The following is a 25,952-nucleotide window of genomic DNA, read 5'->3' on the forward strand; positions in this document are numbered from 1 at the left end:
CGTCCTTACTCCAACACGACACTCGAAGCACTATCGGCGGCAGCGGAGGCCGTCTTCCATGTGCAGCCGTTCGGCACGCTCTGAAGCGACGCCGGCAACCTCATCGCCGATGCCTCCAGCTTGCTCCACGACGCGCCCTTCTCCAGGATCTGTCCACTCGTCCCGTTCTCGATCGAGTCAGCCGTGATCTTGATGTAAGAGCCTCCCGCGCCAATCCAGATTTCCTTTTCCGCCGAGATCACGACCCTGCCATCCGTGCTCGTGATCGTTATATCGTTGAGCGCCCCAAGTTTCATCTCATCGCTTTTCGCCTGAATCTCGACCTTCCCTTTCGCCGCAAAAAGCTTGATCCCCGCGTTTTGCGCGAACAGGCTGATCTTTTCCATCACACTGGCGATCAGCGACTTGCCGGCGGCCACATGCGTGCTCTTGCCGCTGACGATGTTGACGTGCTGGTTCGCCGTGACCTGCGCCGATTCCTGTGTCGAAAGGCCCACGCCCGCGGGGCTCGCCATCAGCATGATCGGCGTCGAGAAACCGTTGGCGTTGCCCATGCCGCCACCGCCCGTATTGCCGCCACTGCCTGAGCTGCTGCCACTCACGCTGTACTGCGTGGCGTCGGTGAATTTTTTCAGCGCGTCCTGTCCGTCCTGCAGACTCTCGGCCTGGTTCGACGCGCTCGCATGCGACGCCAGTTCCACCACGCTTTCGGCGCTTGCCAACTGCTCGCTCGCAGCCGCCACGTTCATCGGCTGTGCGACGGTCGCTGGGTGAGTCGACACGTACAGGCCCTGGCCGGCACGGACGGCGCCGTACCCTTCCGACTTGAGGTCGAAGCCGCTGCCGAGAAAAACGCCACGCGTGTTGCCGGTGTGCTGGATCAGGTAACCCAGATGCAGGTGCGACTGGTAGCTGCTCGAATAAAGTTGGACACGGTTCTGCTGTGTCGAGTCGTCCATGACGAGCTGGTTGTAGCCCGTGCCGCCGTACTCGCGCGAGCGGTAACCGGACAGCAGGCCGTTCGAATGCCACACGGGTTGCGTCGCGCCGCCGTAGAGTCTGGCGATGATGACAGGCCTGTCACAATCCCCCTCCATGAAACCGACCAGAACCTCATCGCCCTTTCTCAGCGGCTGCACGCCGCCGCGGTTGGCTCCCGCATCCGGGAATGTCGTGCGCACCCAGCACGACGCGCGTTCGTCCTGGCCGTTGCGCCGGTTCCACGGGAACCAGACCTTCGCGCGGTTCAGCTCGTCGGTATAGACTTCCGCGCCGCCCGGTACGGAAACGATGCCGTTTTGCAACTGCATCACCGGCTTGTTGTGCTCGAACGGGCTGCGGAACGGCACGTTGCGCGGCAGCGCCTCGACCGTCACCTGAAAGAGGCCTTCGCTGCCGTCGGCATGGTGCACCGTCGCGCCGCTCCTTGCGTCCGCAATTTCCCGCGCCAATCCGTCCGGGAAATCCGCCACGCCGTCCAGACCCGGCAAATTGTTGCGGATGAGCCAGTCGACCCCCAGCAGCACGAATTCGCGGTCCGCCTTGCTGCCCTTGTCGTGCACCGGATGCCCCCGCAGTTCGAAGCGCCGCCCCGGCATCGCGCAGCGCAATGCGCCCGAGCCGTGAAAGCGCTTCATCCGCGACATGCGTTCTTCCAGCCTGATCAACGCGCGGCGGTCGCCCTGCTCCTGGTTCGACCACATGTACGCACCCGGATAATCGTAGATCTCGCCATCGGTCGGCAGCTCGCTTCCGCTCTCTGTGGTGACGCCCTGAACCTGCCTTGGCAGATCGGGCCGCTTGTAGTCGAACGAACGCGACGTCAACTGTGCGCTCTCGATCTGCCGCTGTTCCTGCCACTGCGTGAAGCCGTCCAGTTCGTCGCCAATGCCCATGCGGCCGAACTGCACCACGGCTTGCCTGAGCTCAGGGAGAAAATACGAATCGTCCGTGACGACCATCGTGTGCGAGCGCCCGTCATCGGCGTGTTCGAAGTACGGAAATATTCCGACTTCTTCCATGCTGCGGTAGACGAAATTCAGGTCGAATTCCCACTGCACGCGGTTCGAATACGAAGGGAGCGGCTTATACAGGTCGAAGCGGAATGCGCCGTGCGCCTGCGGGTGCTCGTTATAGACATCCGTGAGAATCTGCTCGCCGCTCTGCTCCTGCCAGTCGCGCATGTCGCGGCGCAGGCGCAGAAAGTACAACCACGACGAGAAGCGGAGCTGGTAAAAAGTGAGCGGCCCGTCCGCCCCCAGCCGGCTGAAGCGGTGAACGTAGCCATGGATCGGCATATACGATCCGTCCATCTGCTGGATCCGCAACGTGATGGGTTTTCCGATCAGCGCATTCAGATCGATCTGGTCGCCGCGCGACGATACCGCATCGATCACATATTCATAATCGCGGCCCAATCTGGCCGTGCCTTTCACGTGAAGCGGCAATAGCCAGTTTGTGCCGAGCGGAGAATCGAGCTTGATCAGGCGGTTATATTGCGAATCGCGCTGGCTGAGCGCGTTATATAGCGTGGTGTATTCCATGCCGCTTTCCCTTGATTGGCATCCGTCATAGTTTCTGCCAGCCGGCGATTATAAATGCCCAATTGGTCAACAAGCGCGATGAATACAAGGATTTTTGGTTTTTTGACAAAATGGCAGGCATTTTTACCGATAATCGAGAAAATCAGTGTTCTTTAGAGAAAATAATCCCGCATCCAGAATATGCCAGGTGCATTGATTTTATTTGCCGTCGGCCTATCATAATCTGATCCATCCAACGCAAGGGAGCGCGCTGCATGAACCGTTTCCTGATTGTCGTCGGCATCGCCTGCATCCTCGCCGGCATGGGGTGGCGCTGGCTCGTGCGCATCCCGTTCGGCCGGCTGCCGGGCGACATTCATATCGTTACGGACGGCCTCGACTTCTATTTCCCAATCGTGACCGGCATTCTCGTGTCGGCCGTGGTGTCCTTGCTGCTATGGCTGTTGAAGCATTGAGCGCGCGGGCTGCTTCGCGCCCCCTATACTCCCCGGCAGTATTGACCTATACTCGCTACCAGTATCACCATTCCGGTAACGCCATGCCCCATTCCCCTGAAGAAAAGAAACGCGTCCTCACGCGCGTGCGCAAAGTGCGCGGGCAGCTGGACGCGCTGGAACGCGCGCTGGAGGAAGGCGCCGATTGCGCTCCCGTGCTGCAGCAACTCGCGGCCATTCGCGGCGCAATCAATGGGGTCATGGCCGGCGTGCTCGAAAGCCATCTGCGCGAAGAGTTCACGCAACTGACTGGAACCACGGAGTCTGCGTCCGGTTCGATCGACGATGTCGTGAGCCTCGTCCGAACCTATTTGCGCTAGGACACCCCCAGCGTTCGACCACCATTCTTAAGGATTCCCATGAAATCACGTGCTGCAGTCGCATTCGAGGCGGGCAAGCCGCTCCAGATCGTCGAGATCGATGTCGAACCGCCCCGCAAGGGCGAAGTGCTGGTGAAGATCACGCACACGGGCGTCTGCCACACCGACGCCTTCACGCTTTCGGGCGACGATCCGGAAGGCCTCTTCCCCGCCGTGCTGGGCCACGAAGGCGCCGGCATCGTCGTGGAAGTGGGCGAAGGCGTGACCAGCGTGAAACCCGGCGACCATGTGATTCCGCTCTACACTGCCGAATGCGGCGAGTGCCTGTTCTGCAAGAGCGGCAAGACCAACTTGTGCGTTGCGGTGCGCGCGACCCAGGGCAAGGGGGTGATGCCGGACGGCACCACCCGCTTCAGCTATAACGGCCAGCCCATCTATCACTACATGGGCTGCTCCACGTTCAGCGAATACACCGTGGTGGCCGAGGTGTCGCTCGCGAAGATCGACCCGCAAGCCAATCCGGAGCAGGTCTGCCTGCTGGGCTGCGGCGTGACCACGGGCCTTGGCGCGGTGAAGAACACGGCCAAGGTGCAGGAAGGCGATACGGTTGCGGTGTTCGGCCTGGGCGGCATCGGCCTCGCCGTGATCCAGGGCGCGAAGATTGCCAAGGCGGGCCGCATCATCGCCATCGACACCAACCCCGGCAAGTTCGATCTGGCGCGCGCCTTCGGGGCCACCGACTGCGTCAACCCCAAGGACCACGAAAAACCCATCCAGCAGGTGATCGTCGAGATGACGGGCTGGGGTGTGGACCACAGCTTCGAATGCATCGGCAACGTCAACGTGATGCGCGCGGCGCTCGAATGCGCGCACCGCGGCTGGGGCCAGTCGGTCGTGATCGGCGTGGCTGGCGCGGGCCAGGAAATCTCCACCCGCCCGTTCCAGCTGGTGACGGGCCGCCGCTGGCTGGGCACGGCCTTCGGCGGCGTGAAGGGCCGCTCGGAACTGCCGGGCATGGTGCAGGACGCCATGGAAGGCAAGATCCAGCTCGCGCCGTTCGTCACGCACACGATGCCGCTCACGGGCATCAACGAGGCCTTCGATCTGATGCACGAAGGCAAGTCGATCCGCTCCGTGGTTCACTACTAAGACAAGCAATCGTTGCGGCGCGCAGGGCAATCCGCTGCCCTCGCGCGCCGTGGCGTGCCCTTGACCTTACGCCGAGACGCCCGCGCCATCTACGTACCCATGCTCGGAGCGCGCCCAGGCAATGAGCGCGCCCACGCCGAGCACGGCGAGGCAGACGATGGGCACGATCATCGGGCCGAACGCGGTGCCGGTGGCCTTGCCCGCGAATGGCATCAGGTTCTGGCCGAAGAAGCCGCCGAGATTGCCGATCGAGTTGATGGCCGCGACACTGGCTGCCGCCCGCGCGCCGGTGAAGTAGCGCGGCGGCATCGACCAGAAGCACGGGTACAGCAGCGGAATGCACGCGCCGCCGAACACGAGCGCGATAAAGCGCAGCGGCGTCGAAGGCAGCAAGAGACTCAGCAGGAAGCCCAGCGCGCCCAGTGCGGCGACGATCGCGATGGCGCGCAGGATGCTTTTCGCGCGGCGCAGTTTCCCCGGCAAATACAGCAGCAGCAACACCGAGATCGCCCACGGCAGCATGCTCAGCAGGCCGTTCGTGCTGCTCGACACGCCGAACGATTTCACGAGCGTCGGCAGCCAGTAGGTCACGCCGTAAAGCGACGTCGACATCATCATGTAGGTCGCGGCAAACAGCATCACGCGCGGGTCGAGCAGCGCCTTCCAAGGATGCGCATGCTCGGCGTGCTCGGGCTTCTCGCGTTCGTGTGCGCACGCAACAATCTCCTTCTCGTGCGCGCTCAGGAAGCCCGCCTCGCGATACGAAGCCGGCAGCAGCCTGAACACCATGACGCCCACCAGCACGGCCGGCAGGCCCGTGGCGATGAACACCCATTGCCAGCCCTCGAGGCCCCACACGCCGCTCAGGCTCAGCAGCCAGCCGCCGACGAGCGAGCCCAGCATGTTGGCGAGCGCGCTGCCGAGCGTGAACACGCCGAGCACGCGGGCGCGGTAGCTTTGCGGAAACCACAGCGTGAGGTAATAGATCACGCCCGGATAAAAGCCGGCCTCCGCAATGCCGAGCGCGAGGCGCAAGCCGCAGAACACCTGCATGGAGGTCGTGAAGCCCATCAGCACGGTAATGGCGCCCCACGTGACCATGATGCGCGCGAGCCACACGCGCGCGCCGAAGCGGTGCAGCGCGAGCGTGCTGGGCACTTCGAACAGCAAATAGCCGATGAAGAACAGCGACGACGCAAGACCGAATGCCGTCTCCGTCATATGCAGGCTGTGCACCATCTGCAGCTTGGCGAAGCCGACATTTTGCCGGTCGATGAACGAGATCAGAAACATCACGACGAGGATCGGCATCAGGCGACGCGCGATCTTCGACATGACCAGCCGCTCTTCGGCGGGCTGTTGTTCGAGGGATGAGGCTGGGTTCACTGCGGACTCCTTGTGGTTTTATTCGGGCTGATACTCGCCCAGCGCGGGGGCGAACATCTCGTTCCAGGTGCGCGGCCTGGACTTGATCGTACCGACCATGTACAGAAAGTCGACGTACTCCATCAGTTGCTCCGGCCACACCAAAAAGCGCGTCTCGGGCGCGGCGAGCATCTGCATCACGCCGTCGTGCGACACATCGAGCCCCGAAGCGGCAACATAGATGGCCGCCGCCGCTTGCCGGTCCTGCGCGATCAGCCGGTTCGCCTCGTCGAGCGCGCCGAGGAACGCCCGCACGAGTGCGGGCTCGGTATCGACGAGACGCTTGGGCGCGTACACGACATCGAGCGTCAGCGACCCCAGCACGTCGATCGAATTGACCACGCGATGGATGCCGGCATGCTTCAGTTCGAGCGCGGAAAACGGCGGCGACGCGAAATGCGCGGTGATGCCGCTTTCATGCCGGACCAGCGCTTGCACTGCCTGCGGATGCGGCAGGCTCACCGTGATCGAATCGAGCTGCGCGAAATGCTTCGGCCCGAGCAGCTTGCTCGCCACCATCTGCAACACCACGGCCGAGAGCGAGGTACGAATGCCCGGCACCGCGATGCGGTCGGCGCTCGTGAAATCGCCGAGCGTGGCGATGCGCGGCTGGTTCGTGTTCAGCGAAAGCGACGTGGTGGACAAGCCGCTCACGCCAATCACCTCGACATTCGGAATGCCCCGCGCCCGCGCCCACAACTCGATGAAACCGGGCGCGCCCACGGCCGCGAAATCGAGCGTGCCGCCCATCATGGCGTCGTCCACCGAATTGCCGCCGTCGAGCAGCGTCCATTGCACGCTCACCGCGCCCAGGCCCTGGCGCACCGCATGCCGCTCGAACAAGCGGCGCTTCTCCATCACCAGTAGCGGCAGATACAGCAAGCCGTAGCCCTTCGAAATGCGCACCGTGCGCGGGCTCGACAGCACCAGCGCGGGCGCGAGCGCCGCGCTCAGGCCCGCGGCCACGAACGCGCGCCGCCGCAATGCCGGCTTGCTGTCTCCACTCGTTCTGGTAATCATGGTGCGAGATTACCGGGCGAGTCTGAGAAAATGCTGACACCGCCCCTCCGGGAAAACCCGCAAACTCAACCATGACTCACACCGCAGGAACGGCATCATGCGCATTCTGGTCGTAGAGGACGACGCCCAAATCGGCGCGGCGATGCGCAGCCGGCTGACGAAGCTCGGACACGCCGTGGATCTCGAAGCCGATGGCGCCATGGCAAACAGCCTGCTCGGCGTCGAGCGTTTCGATCTGGTCGTGCTAGACGTCATGCTGCCTTCGATGGACGGCTTCGCGATCTTGCGCAATCTGCGCGCGGCAGGCTCCGCCACGCCGGTGCTGCTCGTGACCGCGCGCTCCGCGATCGACGACCGCGTGAGCGGCCTCGGCCTGGGCGCCGACGACTACCTCGTCAAGCCGTTCGACTATCGCGAGCTGGAAGCGCGCGTGCAGGCGCTCCTGCGCCGCAATAGCGGCCACGCGAACGACCTCGTCAAGGTGGGCGGGCTCGCGATCGATCGCAGCAGCCGGCTCGCGGAACTCGACGGCAAGCCGCTAGCACTCTCGCGCCAGGAGTTCGCGCTGCTCGAAATTCTCGCGAGCCGCCCGCAGCGCATCTACTCGAAGGAAGAATTGCTGAACCAGTTGTTCAGCTTCGGCCACGAACCCAGCGCCAACGCCGTCGAGCAATATGTCACGCGCGTGCGCAAGAAGCTGCAAGGCAGCACGGTGGAAATCCGCACCGCGCGCGGCATGGGATATCAAATTGCTGCGCTTTGACTGGTTCCGCAAAACGCTGCTCGGGCGCACGCTGCTCTTCATCGCGCTCGTGGTGGCCTCCGGCGCGCTCGCACTCGCCGTCATCGCGCGCTACTACGCGGGCGTCGCCGCCGAGCGCGCCTACGACCAGTTGCTGGCCGGCGCGGCCATTCAGGTCGCCGAAAATCTTTACGTGCAGGGCGGCGTGCTCGCCCTCAATCCGCCCGTGGCGGCGCTGTCCTCGCTCTCGCGCTACGACCTCGTCTATTACAAGGTGGTCGATTCGCGCGGCGTCGTGGTGGCGGGCTATGGCGACCTTCCCGGTGCGGCCGGCAAGGCAGCCGGACGGCAAGGCACCGAGTTCGCGAACGGCGCTTACCAGAACCAGCGCATCCGCACAGCCACCATCGCCCGCTACATGCCGGAGGAACGCACGCCCGGCTGGGCCGTCGTGACCGTTGCGCAAACAACCAATGCGCGCCAGCAACTGACGAACGACATGAGCTTCAAGGTCTGGACGCTCATTCTGATGATGAGCGTGCTCGCCATCGGCGCCAGCGGGCTGGCAATCCGGCGCGGCCTGCGGCCGCTCGCGCGCATCGAGACCATCATCGCCGCGCGCGACCCCGCCGACCTGCGGCCCGTGGAGCACGACACGCCCAGCGAAATCAACGCGATCATCGGGGCCATCAACGGGCTGATTGGCCGCCTGGCCGAACGCATGACGGCCATGCAGCGCTTCATTGCCGATGCCGCGCATCAGATGCGCACGCCCATCGCGCGGCTCGATGCGCAAATCGAACTGCTCAGCGGCGAGACCGATCCCGCCCGCTATGCGCAGGGACTCGACGCCTTGCGCACGACCTGCTCCGATGTTGGCCGGCTCACGGGGCAACTGCTCAATCACGCGATGGTGATTCACCGCACCGAGGCGGTGCCGCTGCAACCCGTGGACCTGGTTGCGCTCGCGCGCGAGGCGATCGGGCGCACCATCCCGCTCGCAGGCGAACGCGACGTGCAGGTGGCATTCGAAAGCGATGCGCCGGGCGCGATGATTGCCGGCGACCCGATCAGCCTTCAGGAAGCGCTTTCGAACGTGCTGCACAACGCATTGCTGCACGGCGACGCCGATGAGATCGTCGTGCGCGTGGCCACTGCCGACGACGCGCTAACGTTGACAGTGACCGATAACGGGCGCGGCATCCCGCGTGAGCATTGGGACGCCGCGCTCAGACCGTTCGAGCGCTTCGAGGCCGATGGCGCGCCGCGACGCAGCGGCTCCGGGCTCGGGCTCGCGATTGTTGCCGAAGTCATGAAGGCGCATCACGGGCGTGTGGGTTTTGCGTTTCCGGCGAGCGGGGGATTTGCTGTCGTATTAATGTTTCCTGTCGCCCCCGCTCTCGCTCATGCCGCGCGTGGCGACGCTGCAGGCGGCGAGCCTTCGTGAAAGAGCTGACTGATCTGTGCGCGCAGTTCCGGCGAATCGGCGTGATGGTGCACGCTTACCGCGTGCTGCACGGCGGCCTCCAGAAGTTCCGAGTCCGAATCCGCCGAGATCGCAACCGTGCAGTTCATCTCGCTGGGGAACTCCCTGCAATCAATGTACTTTCGAGTCATGGCGAGACTCCTCGTTGTGAGGTTAGCAGCGCAATACGACGTACGCATTCGCGAGCAGTCCGCGAATGCGTAAAAATTATAGAATCCGCTTAATGCGTTTGCTAAACTATTAAAATAAAGCGGCGCATAACAATAATCTGATTTAACTTTGCGAATTAAGTACGCAAATTAAACGAGAAAGATATTATTTATCGAGCTTGATCATTCAGGTTAGCTAATTTAGCTTCGAGCCGCGCCGGCTACCGGGGTACGAGCCGTTTCGCGAAGCGCTCGTCGGCTGGGGCTCCACGTCCCGGCCAGCCACGCTGCGCCCGCAGCCATTCCGAAAGCCCGTCTTTCACGCTTTCCCGACCGATTGCACGCATTGAACCGCGCGTGCGAAATCCGCCTTGATTCGACACATTGAATCGGTCGCCAGAAATTCAGCCAGTCCGTGCTAACGCGCGATATGCGAATCGCGCGCGTATCCCAACCCGATGTCAACGTACGAGGAGCCGTCATGTCGACCTATGTGGTTCTTGCGCAGTTCACCGACCAGGGCATTCGCACCGTCCGCAACAGCGCGCAGCGCGCCGGCCAGGCCGCGGAAATGGCCAAAACCTTCGGCTGCGAAATGAAGGAAATTTATTGGACACTGGGGAAATACGACATCGTCACGATCGTCGAAGCGCCGGATGAACAAAGCTTCATGGCGTTCGGCCTGGCGCTCGGCTCGCTCGGCAATATCCGCACGCAAACGCTGCGCGCGATGAGCAAGGACGAGTTCGGCGCCGTGCTTGGCAAGCTGCCTTGAGGCGGGCGCTGAACGAGGGGCGCGGGTGCCTACCTGATCCGAACGACGCAACCGCGCTCGATCATCAACCAGTCGCCCCCGTGCGAACCGGTAATGTACTCACCGCCTTGGCAAATTCGGGCGAGTAGTTCATCACCGCGAGTTCGATCGGAAAATGCCTGACGCCCAAATCGAAGGTATTGATGATGTTTTGCTGCTTAAGGAGGATGCCCTTGATCACGGCGTCCAACGCGCCGGTGTCGCCCCTCGAGTTGATGGTTGTTGAGCTTGCATCTCTGAGGCCCACGGACGTTTTTACAGGATCCGCAGTGTCTTCATTCCCCGTCAAACTCGACATCCGATTTTTCCTAAATTAGTTATCGACCCTTTCAAAAGGATCGGTCATCTTCGTATCCAGCAATAACCGCCCATAGCGGCGAAAGTCTGGACATTGGCTCATCTGGCGGCCCCCTTCCCCAGAAAACCACCTACTCTTAAATATCGGGCCATTTCCATTTGCCCGTCCGGACGTTCCGATGCGCGCTCATCGCCCCACCCGGGCGGCGGAGCACGACGCGCCTCCGCCCCATCGTCGCCCGCCGCGCCACCCTCTGCGGGCGCGGCTCGCGCGCGCCGCGCTTTTTGCGGCGCTGCTGGTGGTTTGCGCGGCGGTGGCGGCGCTCGAGTCAGTCAGCGCCATGGCTCTGGCTCAGCGCGCCCCAGCGGATGCACAGCGCGCGGTCGTCGTGATGACCGTCAACGGCGCCATCGGCCCCGCCAGCGCCGATTTCATCGTCCGCACGCTCGAGCATGCGGCGCAGCAACACGCGCAGCTCGCGATTCTCCAACTCGACACGCCAGGCGGCCTCGACACCTCGATGCGCCAGATCATCAAGGCGATCCTCGGCTCGCCCGTGCCGGTGGCCGCGTTCGTGGCGCCCGGCGGCGCGCGCGCCGCGAGCGCGGGAACCTATATCGTCTACGCGAGCCATGTCGCGGCCATGGCGCCCGGCACCAACCTGGGCGCGGCCTCGCCAGTGCAGTTGGGGATCGGCGGCGGCATTGGCGGCGCGCCAGGAGCGGCCTCCGGCGGGCAAACCAACGGCAAGGCCAACGACAAAACCAGCAACGAAGCCACCGACACCGCCTCCACCGAAGCCCGCAAGGTCATGCACGATGCCGCCGCCTACATTCGCGGCCTCGCGCAACTGCGCGGGCGCAACGCCGTGTGGGCGGAGCGCGCGGTGCGCGAGGCGGTGAGCCTGTCCGCCAGCGAGGCGCTCGACCAGCACGTGATCGACCTGATCGCGCAGGACCCCGCCGATCTCGCACGCGAGCTCGACGGCCGCACCATCGCCACGGCGGCCGGCACGGTGCGCATCGACACCGCGCACGCGCCGCTCGTGTACGTCGTGCCCGACTGGCGCAATCACTTCCTCTCCATCGTGGCCGATCCGAACGTCGCGTTGATCCTGCTGACGATCGGCATCTACGGTCTCTTCTTCGAGTTCGCAAATCCGGGCTTCGTGCTGCCCGGCGTAGCCGGCGGAATTTGCCTGCTGGTCGGCCTGTTCGCGATGCAGCTTCTGCCCATCAACTACGCGGGGCTCGGTCTCGTGATGCTGGGGCTCGCGTGCCTGATTGCCGAGGCGTTCCTGCCCACGTTCGGCGTGCTCGGCTTCGGCGGCATCGTCGCATTCGCCGTGGGCGCGCTCATGCTGATCAACACCGACGTGCCAGGCTACGGTATTCCGCTGCCGCTGATCGCGGGCCTTGCGCTCGGCGGCGCGGCGTTTGTCGCGGCGGTCTCCAGCGTGGCGCTGCGCGCGCGGCGCCGCCCGGTGGTGAGCGGCGCGGAAGCGATGGTCGGCAGCATCGGCGAAATCATCGACGATGGCCTGACGCCCGATCACGCGGCGGCCTCGGGCTGGGCGCGCGTGCATGGCGAACGCTGGCGCGTGACTTGCGAGGTGCCGCTCGCCACGGGCAGCCAGGTGCGCGTAACGGGTCGCCACGGCCTGCTGTTGAGCGTCGCGCCGCTGCATGAAGCGCCGCTGCGCGAAGCACATCACGGAGGACATTCATGATCGGCTACACCTTCGGCTTCACGAGTCTCCTGGTCGTGCTGGCCATCATGCTCGCCGTTTCGGCCATTCGCATTTTCCGGGAGTACGAGCGCGGCGTGGTGTTCATGCTCGGCCGCTTCTGGAAGGTCAAGGGGCCGGGGCTCGTGCTCATCATTCCCGTCGTGCAGCAGGTCGTGCGCATCGATTTACGCACCGTCGTGTTCGACGTGCCCGCCCAGGACGTGATCACGCGCGACAACGTCTCGGTGAAAGTCAACGCCGTGGTCTACTTTCGCGTGGTCGATCCGGAAAAGGCCGTGATTCAGGTCGCGCGCTTTTTCGAGGCCACCAGCCAGCTCGCGCAAACCACGCTGCGTGCGGTGCTGGGCAAGCACGAACTCGACGCGTTGCTCGCGGAGCGCGAGCAATTGAACGCCGATATCCAGAAGACGCTCGATGCGCAAACCGACGCGTGGGGCATCAAGGTCTCCACTGTCGAGATCAAGCACGTGGACCTCAACGAGACGATGATCCGCGCCATCGCGCGCCAGGCCGAGGCAGAGCGCGAACGGCGCGCGAAAGTGATTCACGCGGAAGGCGAGCTGCAAGCTTCCGAAAAATTGCTGCAAGCCGCGCAGCGGCTCGCGCAGCAGCCGCAGGCCATGCAATTGCGCTATTTGCAGACGCTCACCACTATCGCCGCCGACAAGAACTCGACCATCGTGTTTCCGTTGCCGATCGATTTACTGAGCTCGCTGCTGGAGCGCTTTAACTCGCCGCGCGGGAATTGAAAAGGGTTGGCGTTGTCGTTGCGATTGGCGAGTGCGAAACGGCGGCTGGCCATTGCCGCCGTTTCGGCCATTCGTGAATTCACGCGGACAACACATCGCGCCGCACAACAACCCATCGTTGCGATCCCCTCGCGCCTGCGATCCTGGCTGAGGGCCATGACCACGCGCGGCTTCGGCGTGAAGGAAGCCGAGCAGGTGGGCAACCTGATTGGCGACGTGCTGGACAACCCGGAAGACGCCGCAACCATCGAACGCGTGAAGGCGCAGGTGGCCGAGCTGACGAAGCGCTTCCCCGTCCATGGCTGATTCGCCCCGCCGTGCGGCGGCCCGCCCGGACGCCGATTTGCACTAATACTTCCCGCGCGGGTATGAGACCAAAGTCCAATACCCGCTGACTCCTGCCTCGCGTACGCTTGGACCGGCACTGCCCGCAGACCGGCGGCGGCGCTCCCCGCGCCGCGCAAGCTTATGTCAGGGAGACCGAGGCATGAGAACCCAGCAACACGGATTTTCGCGGCGAGTCCGCATCGGCGTGGCCTGCGCACTGCTATTCGGGCTCGCCGGGACGAACGCACTGGCCCGCCAGCACTTCAGCACGCCGGATGCGGCGATGACGGCCTTCGGCGAGGCCGTGCTGAACAACGACGAGCCGGCAATGCAAAAGATGCTGGGCGCACATTTCCGCGACATCGTCCCACCGGTCGGCGACGCCGTCCGGGAGCAGTTCATCAAGGCATGGGGCGTCGCTCACGCCATCCAGCAAGCGGACGGCCGGGCGTTCATCGCGGTCGGCAACGATGGCTGGACCTTGCCCGTCCCCATCGTCAAGTCGGCCGGCGGCTGGCAGTTCGATACCGTCGCAGGCGCGCGAGCAATGCGCCTGCGACGCATCGGACGAAACGAGCTTGCCGCGATCCAGGTCCTGCAGGCAATCCACGACGCCGAGGACGAATACGCCGAGACCACCCACGACGACGGAACCATGATGGTCTACGCGAGCAAGCTGTCGAGCTCCCCCGGCAAACACGACGGCCTTTACTGGCCGACTGGCCCGGGAGAATCTCCGAGCCCGCTTGGGCCGGCGTTCGAAGGCGCCGGCGCGCAAAACGGGGGCAAGGACGGCTATTACGGCTATCACTACAAGATTCTCACCTCGCAGGGGCCCGACGCCCAGGGCGGCGCGGCCAATTATGTTCTCGACGGCAAGCTGTTTGCCGGCTTTGCGGTCATGGCATGGCCGGCGCGCTACGGCGATACCGGGGTGATGAGTTTCATCGCGAACTATACGGGCCAGGTCTATCAGCGCGACCTCGGGCCGAATACCGCCGCGCAGGCAGCGGCCGCGCAATCCTTTGACCCCGGCCACGGCTGGAGGAAGGTGTCGCCATGACGCGCCGGACCTATGCCGTTTCGTGTTGCGCCCTGCTTGCGCTCGCCGGATGCCAGACCGCTGCCCCGCCGCCAGCGGCCGGCCCGGCCGCCGTGACGCCAGCCGCCGCGCCACCCGGCGCGAATGGTGCAACTGGCGTGAATGGCGCGCCAGCCCGGAACGAACCCGCGCCGTACCGGAGCGAGGAAATCGAAGCGATGGTCGCGCCGATCGCGCTTTATCCGGACGAACTTCTGTCCCAGGTGCTGATGGCGTCGACCTATCCGATGGAGGTCGTGGTTGCCGCGCGCTGGGTCAAAGCGCATCCGGATCTCAAGGGTGAGGCCGCCATCAAGGCGGTGCAGGGCGAGACCTGGGACGTCAGTGTGAAATCGCTGGTCGCGTTCCCGCAGATCCTCGAGCCGATGAACGACAAGCTCGACTGGACCCAGAAGCTCGGCGACGCCTTTCTGGCCCAGCCGAAAGACGTGCTCGACGCCGTGCAGCGGCTACGTGCGCGCGCGAAGCAATCCGGACACCTCGAGTCGAATGCGCAGCAGACCGTGACCGTGGAGGCCCCGGCCGGCGGGGAATCGATCGTGCGCATCGAGCCCGCGGATCCGGCCGTGATCTATGTGCCGGTCTACGATCCCGCCGTCGTCTACGCCGGGTGGGCCTACCCCGCCTTTCCGTACTACTACTGGCCGCCCTATCCCGCGTACTATCCCGGCGCCGCCTTCGGCTTCGGCGTCGGCCTGATCGCGGCAGCGGCGATTTTCGGCAACTGCGACTGGAATGGCGGCAATGTGTATGTCGATCATCGCAAAGCCACCAACATTGACCGCAATTTCGAACGCGGCAAAACCGATGGCAGCGGACGCTGGCAGCACGACGCGAAACACCGCCAGGGCGTAGCGTATCGCGACAATGCCACGCGCGAAAAATACGGCCGCGGCGGCGCCGGCGCGGACGGACGCGACGCCTTTCGGGGCCGGGACGCGGCCGCTGGACGCGACAGCGGATTCCAGGGTTTGAGCGGCGGCGGCAATGCCGTGCGGCAGGACGTCAATCGCGCCAACACGAGCCTGCAAAAAGGCGGTGCTTCGCGCAGCGGCGGATGGGGCGCACGAGGCTTAAGCGGCGGCGGCCGAGGCGGCGGCCGCCGCCGCTAAGCGCGATCTTCAACCGCGCTTCGCCGCGGCGGGTCGGCGCGGCCCGCTGCTGGCTGACCCGCGGATGAGGCCACTTGAGCCGTCATCCACGCCTCGCGAGCGCGTTGGACGACTGCCATGATCCGCCTGCGCGGCGACTGAATTCATGCCCCTCTCCGTTCAAAGCGCCAGCGAATTCTCTTTGCTGCGAAAGATGAGCGGCCGCTCGTCCGCCTGTCTGGGCTGCCGTGCAAATTGCACCGTCCGCACGACCTCTGCGTGATGCGGTGACTTTTCGCATACCGGATCGGCTGCTGCCGGGTCGCCGGTCAGCATCCAGGCCTGGCAGCGGCAACCGCCATGATCGGCGTGGCGCTCGTCGCAGTCGCGGCAAGGCTCGCGCATCCAGCCGTCGCCGCGAAAAGCGTTGAATGCGTCGCTCTCGTACCAGATCTCACTGAGCGGCATGTCGCGCACATTGGGCAGCACGAGTCCCGGCAGCGAGCGCGCCGCGTGGCACGGCAGTGCGGCGCCGTCGGGCGCCACGCCAAGAAATACCGAACCCCAGCCATTCATGCAGGCTTTCGGACGCCGCTCGAAGTAATCGGGCACCACGAACAGAATCTTGCAGCGCCCGCCAATAGTCTCGCGATAGCGATTGACCGTCTCTTCGGCCTGGAGCAGTTGTTCCGCCGTCGGCATCAACTGGTCGCGGTTCAACATGGCCCAGCCGTAGTACTGCGTGTTCGCGAGTTCCAGGTAGTCAGCGCCGAGCTCTAATGCCATTTCGATGATCTGCCCAACATGCGGCAGGTTGTAACGATGCAGCACGCAGTTGAGCACCATCGGATAGCCGTGCGCCTTGATGAGCCGGGCGACCTCCTGCTTGAGCGCGAATGTGCGCGTACTCGTCACGAAATCATTCAGTTCGCGCGTGGAGTCCTGTAAGGATAACTGAATATGATCGAGTCCAGCCAGTTTGAGCCGCTCGATGCGCGCCTCGTTCAAGCCGATGCCCGAGGTGATCAGGTTCGTGTAAAAGCCGATCGCGCGCGCATGCTCGACGAGCACCTCCAGATCGTCGCGCTGCAGCGGCTCGCCGCCGGAAAAGCCGATTTGCGCCGCGCCGAGCTTGCGCGCGGCGCTGATGACCTCGATCCATGTGTCGGTGTCGAGTTCCGCGCCGTGTCGTGCAAAGTCGAGCGGGTTGTAGCAGAAAGCACAGTGCAGCGGACACCGGTACGTCAACTCGGCGAGCAGCCACAGGGGCGCGGGAGGACGGGAATTGTCGTGTGCCATGTCAGTCCAGCCAGCCGCGCTGTCGCGCGTGATCGAGAAAACGGTAGACGTCGGGCGCAAGCTCCGCGGTGCCGAACAATCGCTCGAGCTCGCCAATGATTTCATCGAGCTCGTGCGCTCCGTCGCAGCGCGCCAGTATTTCGCCGGCGCTCGTATTGAGCTTCACCATCCCTTCCGGATACAGCAGCACGTAGGCGTCTTGCGCCACTTCCCACTGCAGCCGGAAGATGCCCCGCAGGCGGGGGCGCAGCGGCACGCCGCTGTCCGCGTCACTCGTGTTCATAGGGGCCAGGCCTTTTCGACCGCATCGAGGATCGACCAGAGAATATCGAGCTTGAACTGGAGAATATCGAGCGCTCGCTGCTGCGCCTCGGGCGTACGGAAGTGGTTCAGCGTCACTTCGAGACCGTGGTCGACATCGCGCTGGGCGAGCGGCACGCGGCTGCGGAAATAGTGCAGCCCGTCCGGCTCGATCCACGGATAATGCGACGGCCAGCCAGCGAGACGATCGAGATGGATCTGTGGCGCGAACATCTCCGTGAGCGACGAGCATACCGCCTCCTGCCATGGCGCACGGCGCGCGAAATTCACGTAGGCGTCCACTGCGAAGCGCACCGAGGGCAGCACGAGCGACTGCTCCCACATCGTGCCGGAATCGATCCCCACCGCTTCGCCAAGGCGCACCCACGCATCGATGCCGCCCTCGCCGTCTGCCTGGCCGTCGTGATCGACGAGCCGCTGAATCCAGCGCCGGCGTGTGGGCCGGTCCGGGCAGTTGGACAGAATCGCTGCATCCTTGAGCGGGATGTTGATCTGATAGTAAAACCGGTTCGCCACCCAGCCCCGGATCTGTTCGCGCGAACACTTGCCGCTATTGAGCCGCTGGTTGAATGGGTGATGGATGTGATAGTGCGACTCGAGCGCGCGCAGCCGTGCCTCGAATTGCGCTGGCGTCCACGGCGCGTCGTGCAACGCCTGACTGGAGAGCTGTGCGTTCATGTTCATACCTGGAGAACCATGCCGTCGTGCGCGACGTCGATGCCGCGTGCACGCAGTTGCGCGTGCTCGTCGGAATGCGGGTCGAGAATCGGATTGGTGTTGTTGATGTGCGTGAGAACCTTGCGCGTCCCGCGCGGCAACGCTTCGAGCCAGTCGATCATGCCGCGTCGTCCGCCTTCACCGCATTGCGCCAGATGCCCCATATCGTCCGCGTGCTTCGTCGAGATGCCCAGATCGATCATCTCCGTAGCAGTCCAGAACGTACCGTCCACGAGAACGAGATCGGCACCGCACATCGTGGCGTGAATTTCGTCGTGCATCTGCGCCAGGCCCGGCGCATAGAAGGCCCGAGTGCCCTTGATCCGATCTTCAATCAAAAGGGCGATATTCGTGCCGTCGATGCCGCTCTGGCGAAATGGCGAATAAGGCGGCGCCTTGCCGTCGACGGCGATCGGGGTAAAGCGCAAGCCTTCGCAGTCGGGAATCGTAAAGTGCTTGCCGGGCTGAATCGCATGCGTTCGCACTCCGCAGTAGTGGCCGAGCAGCGGCACGAGCGGCAGCCCCGTCGAGAGATCTTCCAGCACGGGGGCGCACGCATAGAGCGGTAGCGGCGTGGTGCGCTCGCGCAGCATCAGCAGCCCGGTCACGTGATCGATCTGCGCGTCGCTCAGCACGACCGCCGCGATTGCGCTATCGCGTAGCGCGCGCGCGGGCTGGAGGTCAGGATGCGCGCGCAACTGCGAGAGCAGGTCTGGCGATGCATTGACGAGAATCCAGTCGACGCCGTTGTCGCTGACCGCGATCGACGATTGCGTGCGTGGCAGCACGTCGCCGCAGCGGTGGCGCGCGCTACGGCAGTTCGCGCAGTTGCAGTTCCATTGCGGCAGGCCGCCGCCCGCGCCCGAACCCAGTATCTTGATCTTCATGGTCGTTGCTTCCGGGCGCCGCCCGCAACGCCGTTCGGGCGCTACGGGCGGCGGTCCCCAGTCCGCTTAGCGATTGGCGATATACATCGTGATTTCAAAGCCGAAACGCAGGTCGGTGTACGACGGGGTGGTCCATTGCATGGCGTGTCTCCTTGTGTGCAATTGATTTGCGATTGGATGGAAGAACCGCACTTGATGCGCGGCCGCTTCCTTCAAAGCAAGGTGCATGCCGATGCCGATACGCAAAGCGCGCAAGCCGTGCGAATGGAGCTACGCGCGATCGCCGACGAGAATATTTTCGTATCGCAGACGCGAGCGGGCCGAACGCGTCGCCACTCGATGCGTTCGGGACATGCGCAGTGTTGATTTTTGGAACACTGGTGCTGCAGGATGCAACACCGGTGTGACAGTTCGCTCGCGACAAAGCGCGGCGAGCGCGATGGAGGGTGCGGCAGCGCTAGAGCCGCGCAAACAAGGCTAGCCGGGTCAGAGGTCGTCCACGGCGCGGCCAGGCTCGATGGCGGGCATCTTGCGGTAAATCGTATTGCGCGACACGCCCAGCTCGCGCGCAGCCGCCGAAACGTTGCCGCCATGCCGCGCGAGCGCAGCGGCAATCACCGATACAGTCACGTCCTGCAGGCGCCCGCTCTCCGGCAGGAATGCGTCGGGCGCCGTTGGCGCATCCAGCGCGCCACCTTGCGAAGCGCCGCAGCGCAGGTCATCGAAGAAGTCGTCGGGCAAATGCTCGCGCCGAATCTCACCGTCCGCGTCGACCATGGCCGCCGCCGTGCGCAGCAGGTTGCCGAGTTGCCGGAAATTGCCCGGCCACGGACAGCGCTCGAACATCGCCATGACATCCGGCGCGACACCGAGCGCCTGCGGATTTCCGGCTGCAATCGATTCGCGCTGGAGCATCTTCTGGATCACCACCGCAAGGTCGGTACGGTCGCGCAGCCGTGGCAGCCGTACCACGAGGCCATTGAGCCGGTAATAAAGATCCTCGCGAAAGCGGCTTTGCGCGATCATCTCGCGCAAATCGCGGTGCGTCGCACAGATGATCGCGATGTCCACCGGAATGCTCTTGGTCGAACCCAGCGGGTTGACGACGCGCTCCTGCAGCACGCGCAGCAGCCGCACCTGCAGCGGATACGGCATGTCGCCGATCTCGTCCAGAAACAGCGTGCCGCCGTTTGCCTGCAACAGCTTGCCGATGGCCCCCCTGCGCCGCGCCCCGGTGAATGCGCCCTCCTCGTAGCCAAATAGCTCGGACTCGATCAGCGTTTCGGGAATCGAGGCGCAGTTCACCGCCACGAATGGCCCAGCATGCCGTGGCGAATCGTTGTGGATCGCCTGCGCGAGCAGCTCCTTGCCCGTGCCGGTCTCGCCGTTGATCAGGATGGGAATGTCCTTGCCGATCACCCGCCGGACCTTCGCGATGACTGCGGCAACCTGCGGGTCGCCCGTGTCAAGGTAGCTCAGGCGCGAAAGCCCGACAGCCGACGCGGGCGGCTCCGGGCGCGCCATGGAACGTGCGCCGTCGTGCACCGCCACCGGGCGGCTACCCTCTGCAAGCGACGCGCGCTTGAACTGCACGCGCGCGCACACGACCGCGCCGCTGCTCAGATTGAGCATCAGATGCGGTTCGAGGCCCACGCGCATGCGGTCGATCAGTTGCGCGCTCGTGGTCTGAAATAGCGACGAGAGCGTATGCGCGCGCAGCGCCGCGAGCGACATGCCGAGCTGGAATTGGGCGCTGCGGTTGGCCGAAAGAAAGCGGCCATCGGACGTGAACGCCACGATGCCCTCCATCAGCGTGCCGAGAAACTCAGGACGACTATGGAACGATAGCTTCAACGTCTCCTGAAAGGTTGTCGTAAAGAGATGATTCTCGATCATCTGCACCGACATCTTCGCAAGAGCCATCGTGTGCTGGTGATAGCTGCGGTAGTCGCCAGTCACATCGAGCACGCCGATGACGTCGCCATACGGATCGAGAATCGGCACGCTCGAGCAGGTCAGGAAGCGGTTGGCCGCCAGATAGTGCTGGTCGCCGTGCACGACCATCGCGCAACGCTCGGCCAGCGCCGTGCCGATCGCGTTGGTCCCCTGGCGGTCTTCGGCCCAGTTTGCGCCGGGCCGCAGCGCCACCTTCTCCGCGCGCGCGAGGAAGTCGTCGTCGCCAATCGAATGCAGGATCAGGCCTTCGGCATTGGTCAGCACAATCATGCTTTGCGTGTTGACGATCTGCTCGTGCAGCGTTTCCATCACCGGCATCGCGTGCGCGTACAGCACGCGGTTCTGCTCGCGCTTGAGCTCGAGTCCCGCACTCGAAAGTATTTCGTAATCCGGCCGCGCCGACGCACAGAGACCAAACGTCTCGGAACGCTCGTGCGCTTTCTGGATTGCCGGAGCGGGCCAGCCATTGGATAGCACGGCCGTCCGAGCGGCGGCCGGATAATCGTCATCGCGCATTGTCTCCTCCACGACAGCCAGGTACCTCGCCAGGCTTTTCGTCATCCTGTAAAGCAAGCTCCGGGCCATCTTGTCACGGCACGGCTCAGGCGGTGCACCAAATTCGTGCGCGACGCGCAGCATTGCATATCAGCGTCATGCGGGTGGGCGTCACGCACTCGCAGGCCTGATGGTGTATTACCGCAAATGCGTCAGGATGCGATATGCGGACTCACCCCAATTTGTACCGGCTCGTACACAGCGCGCGATTCTTGCTTGGCTGAGCGCTCTTCTCCACCACGGGCTCGCGATGAGCAACACATTCATGAACAGACGCGTTTCCGCCTGGCCATCCTCGCATGCCCCGTTGCAGCACATGCGCCTGAACCGAAATGGGCATTCAATCGCGTTCACGGTTGCCGGCGCGCGCGCGGTGCAGGCAGTCGTGGTGTTGCACGGCGGGCCGGGCAGCGCCAGCCAACCCGGCATGCTGGCCTTGTTCGATCTGACGAAGACGCGCGTCGTGCTCGTCGATCAGCGCGGCGCGGGTGAATCGCTTCCACGCGGCGGATTGCGCGGCAACCGCACGGACTGCCTCGTCGAAGATCTCGAGGCGATCCGTCGTGCGCTCGGGATCGCACGGTGGGGTGTCATCGGGGGCTCATGGGGCGCCGCGCTCGCGCTCGCGTATGCGGGACGCCATCCCGCGAGCGTGCTGGGTGTCGTGCTGCGCGGCCTCTTCCTGACCTCGCGACAAGAAGTACGGCGTCTGTTCGTGACGTCGCGGCGCAAAGCGCCGCGCGCCTGGCGGCGCCTGTGCGCTGCTGCCGGATGCACCCGCGCAAGCGCGTTGCTCGCTTGCTGTGCGAAGCAATTGCGCCCTGGCGCGGCACGCGCGCGCCAACGTGAGGTCGCGCTCGCATGGCGCGCATATGAAGAAGCGATACTCGCCTCGTCGCGGCCGGGCCGCGCCACGGTATCTCGGCCCCGCCGCGCAAACGCCCCGAAGGCCGTGCGCACGCTCATCGCCAAGTACCGGATCCAGGCCCATTACCTGTTGCACGACTGCTGGCTCGGCGAGCGGCGCCTGCTCGCTTTCGCGCGCATGGCGGAACACGCAGGCGTGTCGATCCATGCCGTGCATGGGATGCGCGATCCCGTATGCCCGGTCCGCAACCTCAAGCGTCTTGCGCAAGCCGCACCCACCGCGCACATCGCTCGCGTGCGCGGCGGGCATCTCGCTAGCGATCCAGCATTGAAGCACGGTGTCGCGCAGGCGGTGCGGGCCATGCTCGGCCATGCGCCCGCTCAGAACAGCGCCACGCTCGGGCCCCACGCGTAGCGCAGACAGACGCCGCGCGGCGCGCCCAGGCCGACGAACTGCTCTTTAAGGGGCAGCACCATCGAACGAATGGCCGGGCCATGCCGCGATAGCGGCGCAGCGCCTCTGCCCGGCAACTGTCCTTTTTCTCAACACCGACTCGCCCGCGTTGTACCTGGATGCAACACCTGGAGCACCGCGCGGTCGTCGTCATCCGTCTCGCATTGCAGGCTTGCCGCACCCGGCGGCTCGCGCGCACAAATGGCATGCGATTTGCAGTAAGGACACCGCAACCGGACGGCCACCGAAACAAGGGCTGCACCTCTGCCGGCACTGCATCGACAAAGACTCAGGAGACGACTATGAAGAAACGTTCGGCTGCCGCAAGCCGGCTGGCTGTCTATGGGGCGAGCACCGCCATCGCGATGACGCTCAATGTGGCTCCGGTGGCCGCCGCCCCGGACTATCCCGCCGTGACCTACGAGCGCCTCTCCCACGCGCAGAGCGACCCGGGTTGGCTCACCTATTACCGGACCTATAGCGGCCAGTCGCATTCGCCACTCAAGCAGATCGACGCCTCGAACGTCGCCGGGCTCAAACAAGCCTGGAGCTATCAGTTCCCTGCGGATCTCAAGCAAGGCTTTGAAGCAACGCCCATCGTCAACGGCGACTATCTATTCGTTAGTACGCCGAAGGACAATGTCTACGCATTCGATGCAAAGACCGGCAAGCAGCTCTGGAAGTACGAGCCGAAGCTCGGCCAGGAATCGTTCAAGACTGCCTGCTGTGACGTAGTGAATCGTGGCGTCGCACTGTACGGCAAGAACGTCTACGTGGCCATGCTAAGCGGTGAAGTGGCCGCGCTCGACGCGCAGACAGGCAATCTGGTCTGGAAGAAGCAGATGTTCGAACCGGGCCTCGGCTACGCGTTCTCGCTTGCGCCGCTCGCGCTCGACGGCTCTATCGTCGTGGGCACGTCTGGCGGCGAATATGGGATCCGAGGCTATATTGCTGCCCTCAATCCCGACGATGGCTCGATTCTGTGGAAGCGCTACACGATCCCGAATGCCGACGAAAAGGGCGGCGATACGTGGCCCGATGGGATGCAGGGCCACGGCGGCGGAGCAGCATGGCTGACCGGCACCTACGATGCCGCTACGCGCACGCTGTACTGGGGCGTGGGCAATCCGGGGCCGTGGCTGGCCGCGCTGCGTCCCGGAGACAATCTGTACTCCGATTCATTGCTCGCGCTCAATCCGAAGAACGGCGACCTGAAGTGGCACTACCAGTACACGCGCAACGACACGTGGGACTATGACGGCGTGAATACCCCGATCCTTGCCGACATTAGCTACAAGGGCAAGGAATACGACGCCATCATTCACGCCGACCGCAACGGCTTCTTTCACGCGATCGACCGCAAGACCGGCAAGCTGATCTATGCCGAGGCGTTCGTCAAGGCTGAATCCGTTACGGGCTACACGAAGGATGGTCAGCCGATTGCCGATGCCAGCAAATACCCGAAGGCCGGCACGACGATCAACACGTGCCCGAGTTTCCTGGGAGGCAAGAACTGGTGGTCGGTGTCCTACGATCCTGACCGGCACATCGCGGTGGTTCCTTCTCTGCATGCGTGCATGAGCTTGTCCGGCAAATCGGTCAGCTATATGGAGGGCCTGCCCTACCTCGGCGAAGGCTTCGAGATCCAGCCTGAGCCGGGCAGCAAGGGTTATGGCGAGCTTCAGGCCATCGACGTGAATACCGGCAAGAAGCTCTGGGGCCACTGGAGCAAGATGCCCTGGAACGGCGGCGTTGCCACGACGGCCAGCGGCATTGCCTTCAGCGGCTCGCTCGACGGCCATCTGTACGCGTTCGACGTATCCACGGGCAAGGTGCTGTGGGAGAGCCCGCAACTCGCGAGCGGGATCATCGCGCAACCTTCCGTATTCGAAGTCGACGGCAAGGAATACGTGGCCGTGCTCGCGGGCTACGGCGGTGCGAACCCGATCTGGGGCGGCCCGATGGCCGACGTCGCCAAGGATGTTCCGCGCGGCGGCACGCTCTACGTGTTCGCACTCGATCACAGCTGAGCCCCGCATTGCCTCTACATCGGTTATCTGCCGCTTTGCGCGCCCGCACGCAGCCAATGCGGGCGCGCGGTTTCCGCCATCACTGGAACGCAACACCATGAACATTCGACTCACTCACATTGCGCTCGCCGCCGCGCTCGCCGCCGGCGCTGCGCAGTCTCCCGCGCAGGCCGCATCCAGCGTGCGCGTGTGCACATTGCCCGGCAGTCCGTCGGCCGAACTGGACACGTCCGTTGCACGCGCGGTGCTGGGCGCCGCTGGCATTACCGCGACATTTAGCAAGCGCGGTATCGACGACGACGGTGGCGACGACGGCATCTCCGCTCATGAGCTCGCACAATCGCTGCAGCGCGATTGCGATGTGATCGCGGGCTTTCCGCGCTCCAGCGTCGCCGACGGCACAGGCTCGCGCCTGCTTTTCTCGCAGGGCTATTTACGTTCTGGCTACGTAAGCGTCACCCTGCACGGCGCACATGCGGCAAACACCAGCGTCGAACCAGGCGGCGGCAAGGTCACCATTTCCGCCACCTGGTCGAGTCCATCGCAATTGATCGCGGTCCAGCAGAAGAACGCACGCTTCGATCTCGAGAACACCTCCGAGCTGACCGTCGATGCGCTCGCCAGGGGCCGTGCACAGCGCGCGATCGTCTGGTATCCGGCCGTGGTCGCGTACCGGCATGCGCACCCGCAGCAGCAGTTCGACGTTGCTGTCGCCGAGTCGCCCTATGCCGACTGGAATCTCGTGTTCGCATCGGGGCCCGGCACGCAGTCGCTGCAAAAGCGCATCGACGGCGCGCTCACGCGCATGCGCAACGACGGCCGGCTCGCCGCGCTGACGCGCAACTGGACGCTACCCGGCAACAAGGCGACTGGAGCCACCACCGCCGCCGGGTCCACCACGCAGGCGAGCGTCACGCGCATCTCAGCGCGCTATCTCACCGGCGCGACTCGCACGTTGCCCCGCGCAGATGTGTGGCAAGTGCGCGGCGTGCCGGCGGGCGGGGGCTTCATCAAGGTCGCTGCAACAACGGGCGGCGCGGCGCCATCGTTCGATCACGACCAGGTCACGCAGGGCGAACATCTTTATGCGGATTCCTGCGCGAAATGCCACGGCGCCAAGCTCGAAGGGATCACGGCGCCGGCGCTGAGCGGCCCTGCATTTGCGCCCGCAGCCAACTCGCATTTGACGATCGGCGGCATCTATCAGTACATGTCGACCAACATGCCCGCCGATCACCCCGGCAAGATGAGCGACGAGGATTACGCCGACTTGATGGCTTTCCTCCTCTACACGAACGGGTATGAGTCCGGTGGCACGAAGCTGACCGCGCAGGCCGCGCAAACCTCGACAACGCCGCTCAATGCCGGGCCGCGCCACTAACACGGCGCTTCGCGACGAAGGGTGCC

Annotated in this window: 25 protein-coding genes; 14 read left to right on the forward strand and 11 right to left on the reverse strand. The window is 64.4% G+C overall.

All coding sequences use genetic code 11. The annotated features are described in order from the left end of the window. Positions 1 to 5: 5 nt before the first annotated feature. Positions 6 to 2,543 (reverse strand): type VI secretion system Vgr family protein, encoded by a 2,538-nt coding sequence (locus tag PWP93_RS25850; protein WP_421046587.1) that lies wholly within the window; start codon positions 2,541 to 2,543, stop codon positions 6 to 8. Positions 2,544 to 2,797: 254 nt separating this feature from the next. Here PWP93_RS25850 and PWP93_RS25855 point away from each other — a divergent pair, with 254 nt between their 5' ends. From PWP93_RS25855 to PWP93_RS25865, 3 genes are all read left to right on the forward strand, one after another. Then, entirely contained in the window at positions 2,798 to 2,998 is a 201-nt protein-coding gene (locus PWP93_RS25855) for a DUF2905 domain-containing protein (RefSeq protein ID WP_421027855.1), read from the forward strand. 83 nt (positions 2,999 to 3,081) lie between these two features. Then, positions 3,082 to 3,357, forward strand: coding sequence for a formaldehyde-responsive transcriptional repressor FrmR (frmR, locus tag PWP93_RS25860; RefSeq protein WP_421027856.1), 276 nt, complete (start codon positions 3,082 to 3,084; stop codon positions 3,355 to 3,357). Positions 3,358 to 3,396: 39 nt separating this feature from the next. Further along, complete coding sequence (locus PWP93_RS25865) at positions 3,397 to 4,506, forward strand: S-(hydroxymethyl)glutathione dehydrogenase/class III alcohol dehydrogenase (protein ID WP_421046588.1); 1,110 nt, start codon at positions 3,397 to 3,399, stop codon at positions 4,504 to 4,506. A 66-nt stretch (positions 4,507 to 4,572) separates the two neighbouring features. Here the strand turns inward: PWP93_RS25865 and PWP93_RS25870 are convergent, their stop codons facing one another. Both PWP93_RS25870 and PWP93_RS25875 read right to left on the reverse strand, forming a co-directional pair. Further along, positions 4,573 to 5,841, reverse strand: coding sequence for an MFS transporter (locus PWP93_RS25870; RefSeq protein WP_421047000.1), 1,269 nt, complete (start codon positions 5,839 to 5,841; stop codon positions 4,573 to 4,575). Between the two features lie 69 nt (positions 5,842 to 5,910). After that, a complete protein-coding gene (locus PWP93_RS25875; protein WP_421046589.1) occupies positions 5,911 to 6,951 on the reverse strand; it encodes an ABC transporter substrate-binding protein in 1,041 nt (346 codons plus the stop codon). A 97-nt stretch (positions 6,952 to 7,048) separates the two neighbouring features. On the opposite strand from PWP93_RS25875, the gene PWP93_RS25880 reads away from it, so the two are divergent. Together PWP93_RS25880 and PWP93_RS25885 are read left to right on the forward strand one after the other, a co-directional pair. Then, positions 7,049 to 7,714, forward strand: a complete 666-nt coding sequence (locus PWP93_RS25880) for a response regulator transcription factor (protein WP_421046590.1) — start codon at positions 7,049 to 7,051, stop codon at positions 7,712 to 7,714. After that, positions 7,701 to 9,140 carry a sensor histidine kinase gene (locus PWP93_RS25885; protein WP_421046591.1) on the forward strand — a complete coding sequence of 480 codons (1,440 nt, stop codon included), beginning with the start codon at positions 7,701 to 7,703 and terminating at the stop codon, positions 9,138 to 9,140. Before PWP93_RS25880 ends, PWP93_RS25885 begins: the two co-directional genes overlap by 14 nt. On the opposite strand, the gene PWP93_RS25890 is transcribed toward PWP93_RS25885, so the two are convergent. Next, entirely contained in the window at positions 9,098 to 9,310 is a 213-nt protein-coding gene (locus PWP93_RS25890; RefSeq protein WP_421046592.1) for a DUF1059 domain-containing protein, read from the reverse strand. The genes PWP93_RS25885 and PWP93_RS25890 overlap by 43 nt on opposite strands. 499 nt (positions 9,311 to 9,809) lie before the next feature. On the opposite strand from PWP93_RS25890, the gene PWP93_RS25895 reads away from it, so the two are divergent. Continuing rightward, a complete protein-coding gene (locus tag PWP93_RS25895) occupies positions 9,810 to 10,103 on the forward strand; it encodes a GYD domain-containing protein (RefSeq protein ID WP_421046593.1) in 294 nt (97 codons plus the stop codon). 64 nt (positions 10,104 to 10,167) lie between these two features. Here the strand turns inward: PWP93_RS25895 and PWP93_RS25900 are convergent, their stop codons facing one another. Next, positions 10,168 to 10,440 carry a hypothetical protein gene (locus PWP93_RS25900; RefSeq protein ID WP_421046594.1) on the reverse strand — a complete coding sequence of 91 codons (273 nt, stop codon included), beginning with the start codon at positions 10,438 to 10,440 and terminating at the stop codon, positions 10,168 to 10,170. A gap of 178 nt (positions 10,441 to 10,618) precedes the next feature. On the opposite strand from PWP93_RS25900, the gene PWP93_RS25905 reads away from it, so the two are divergent. The 5 genes from PWP93_RS25905 (at position 10,619) to PWP93_RS25925 (ending at position 15,480) form a co-directional block, all read left to right on the forward strand. Continuing rightward, positions 10,619 to 12,169 carry an NfeD family protein gene (locus PWP93_RS25905; protein WP_421046595.1) on the forward strand — a complete coding sequence of 517 codons (1,551 nt, stop codon included), beginning with the start codon at positions 10,619 to 10,621 and terminating at the stop codon, positions 12,167 to 12,169. Beyond that, positions 12,166 to 12,939, forward strand: a complete 774-nt coding sequence (locus PWP93_RS25910) for a slipin family protein (RefSeq protein WP_421027863.1) — start codon at positions 12,166 to 12,168, stop codon at positions 12,937 to 12,939. Before PWP93_RS25905 ends, PWP93_RS25910 begins: the two co-directional genes overlap by 4 nt. Positions 12,940 to 13,095: 156 nt before the next feature. Next, complete coding sequence (locus PWP93_RS25915; RefSeq protein WP_421047023.1) at positions 13,096 to 13,245, forward strand: hypothetical protein; 150 nt, start codon at positions 13,096 to 13,098, stop codon at positions 13,243 to 13,245. A gap of 181 nt (positions 13,246 to 13,426) precedes the next feature. Next, entirely contained in the window at positions 13,427 to 14,329 is a 903-nt protein-coding gene (locus tag PWP93_RS25920) for a DUF2950 domain-containing protein (RefSeq protein WP_421027864.1), read from the forward strand. Next, positions 14,326 to 15,480 (forward strand): DUF3300 domain-containing protein, encoded by a 1,155-nt coding sequence (locus PWP93_RS25925; protein ID WP_421046596.1) that lies wholly within the window; start codon positions 14,326 to 14,328, stop codon positions 15,478 to 15,480. Before PWP93_RS25920 ends, PWP93_RS25925 begins: the two co-directional genes overlap by 4 nt. A 159-nt stretch (positions 15,481 to 15,639) precedes the next feature. Here PWP93_RS25925 and pqqE read toward each other — a convergent pair whose 3' ends face one another. From pqqE to PWP93_RS25955, 6 genes are all read right to left on the reverse strand, one after another. Then, positions 15,640 to 16,758: a pyrroloquinoline quinone biosynthesis protein PqqE gene (pqqE, locus tag PWP93_RS25930; protein WP_421046597.1), complete on the reverse strand. Its 1,119-nt coding sequence runs from the start codon at positions 16,756 to 16,758 to the stop codon at positions 15,640 to 15,642. A gap of 1 nt (position 16,759) precedes the next feature. Next, a complete protein-coding gene (pqqD, locus tag PWP93_RS25935; RefSeq protein ID WP_421027867.1) occupies positions 16,760 to 17,041 on the reverse strand; it encodes a pyrroloquinoline quinone biosynthesis peptide chaperone PqqD in 282 nt (93 codons plus the stop codon). Beyond that, a complete protein-coding gene (pqqC, locus tag PWP93_RS25940) occupies positions 17,038 to 17,757 on the reverse strand; it encodes a pyrroloquinoline-quinone synthase PqqC (RefSeq protein ID WP_421027868.1) in 720 nt (239 codons plus the stop codon). Before pqqC ends, pqqD begins: the two co-directional genes overlap by 4 nt. A gap of 2 nt (positions 17,758 to 17,759) precedes the next feature. Continuing rightward, complete coding sequence (gene pqqB / locus PWP93_RS25945; protein ID WP_421046598.1) at positions 17,760 to 18,683, reverse strand: pyrroloquinoline quinone biosynthesis protein PqqB; 924 nt, start codon at positions 18,681 to 18,683, stop codon at positions 17,760 to 17,762. Between the two features lie 66 nt (positions 18,684 to 18,749). Further along, positions 18,750 to 18,824 carry a pyrroloquinoline quinone precursor peptide PqqA gene (gene pqqA / locus PWP93_RS25950; protein ID WP_006485436.1) on the reverse strand — a complete coding sequence of 25 codons (75 nt, stop codon included), beginning with the start codon at positions 18,822 to 18,824 and terminating at the stop codon, positions 18,750 to 18,752. 345 nt (positions 18,825 to 19,169) lie between these two features. Next, complete coding sequence (locus PWP93_RS25955; RefSeq protein ID WP_421027870.1) at positions 19,170 to 21,155, reverse strand: sigma-54-dependent Fis family transcriptional regulator; 1,986 nt, start codon at positions 21,153 to 21,155, stop codon at positions 19,170 to 19,172. Between the two features lie 304 nt (positions 21,156 to 21,459). Between PWP93_RS25955 and PWP93_RS25960 the strand changes: the two genes are divergently transcribed. From PWP93_RS25960 to PWP93_RS25970, 3 genes are all read left to right on the forward strand, one after another. Beyond that, entirely contained in the window at positions 21,460 to 22,476 is a 1,017-nt protein-coding gene (locus PWP93_RS25960; RefSeq protein ID WP_421046599.1) for an alpha/beta fold hydrolase, read from the forward strand. Positions 22,477 to 22,817: 341 nt separating this feature from the next. Continuing rightward, complete coding sequence (locus tag PWP93_RS25965; protein ID WP_421046600.1) at positions 22,818 to 24,545, forward strand: methanol/ethanol family PQQ-dependent dehydrogenase; 1,728 nt, start codon at positions 22,818 to 22,820, stop codon at positions 24,543 to 24,545. A 97-nt stretch (positions 24,546 to 24,642) separates the two neighbouring features. Continuing rightward, positions 24,643 to 25,926, forward strand: a complete 1,284-nt coding sequence (locus PWP93_RS25970) for a c-type cytochrome (protein ID WP_421046601.1) — start codon at positions 24,643 to 24,645, stop codon at positions 25,924 to 25,926. Positions 25,927 to 25,952: the final 26 nt, after the last annotated feature.

This window comes from Paraburkholderia sp. A1RI-2L (genome assembly GCF_048957375.1).
Lineage (GTDB): Bacteria > Pseudomonadota > Gammaproteobacteria > Burkholderiales > Burkholderiaceae > Paraburkholderia.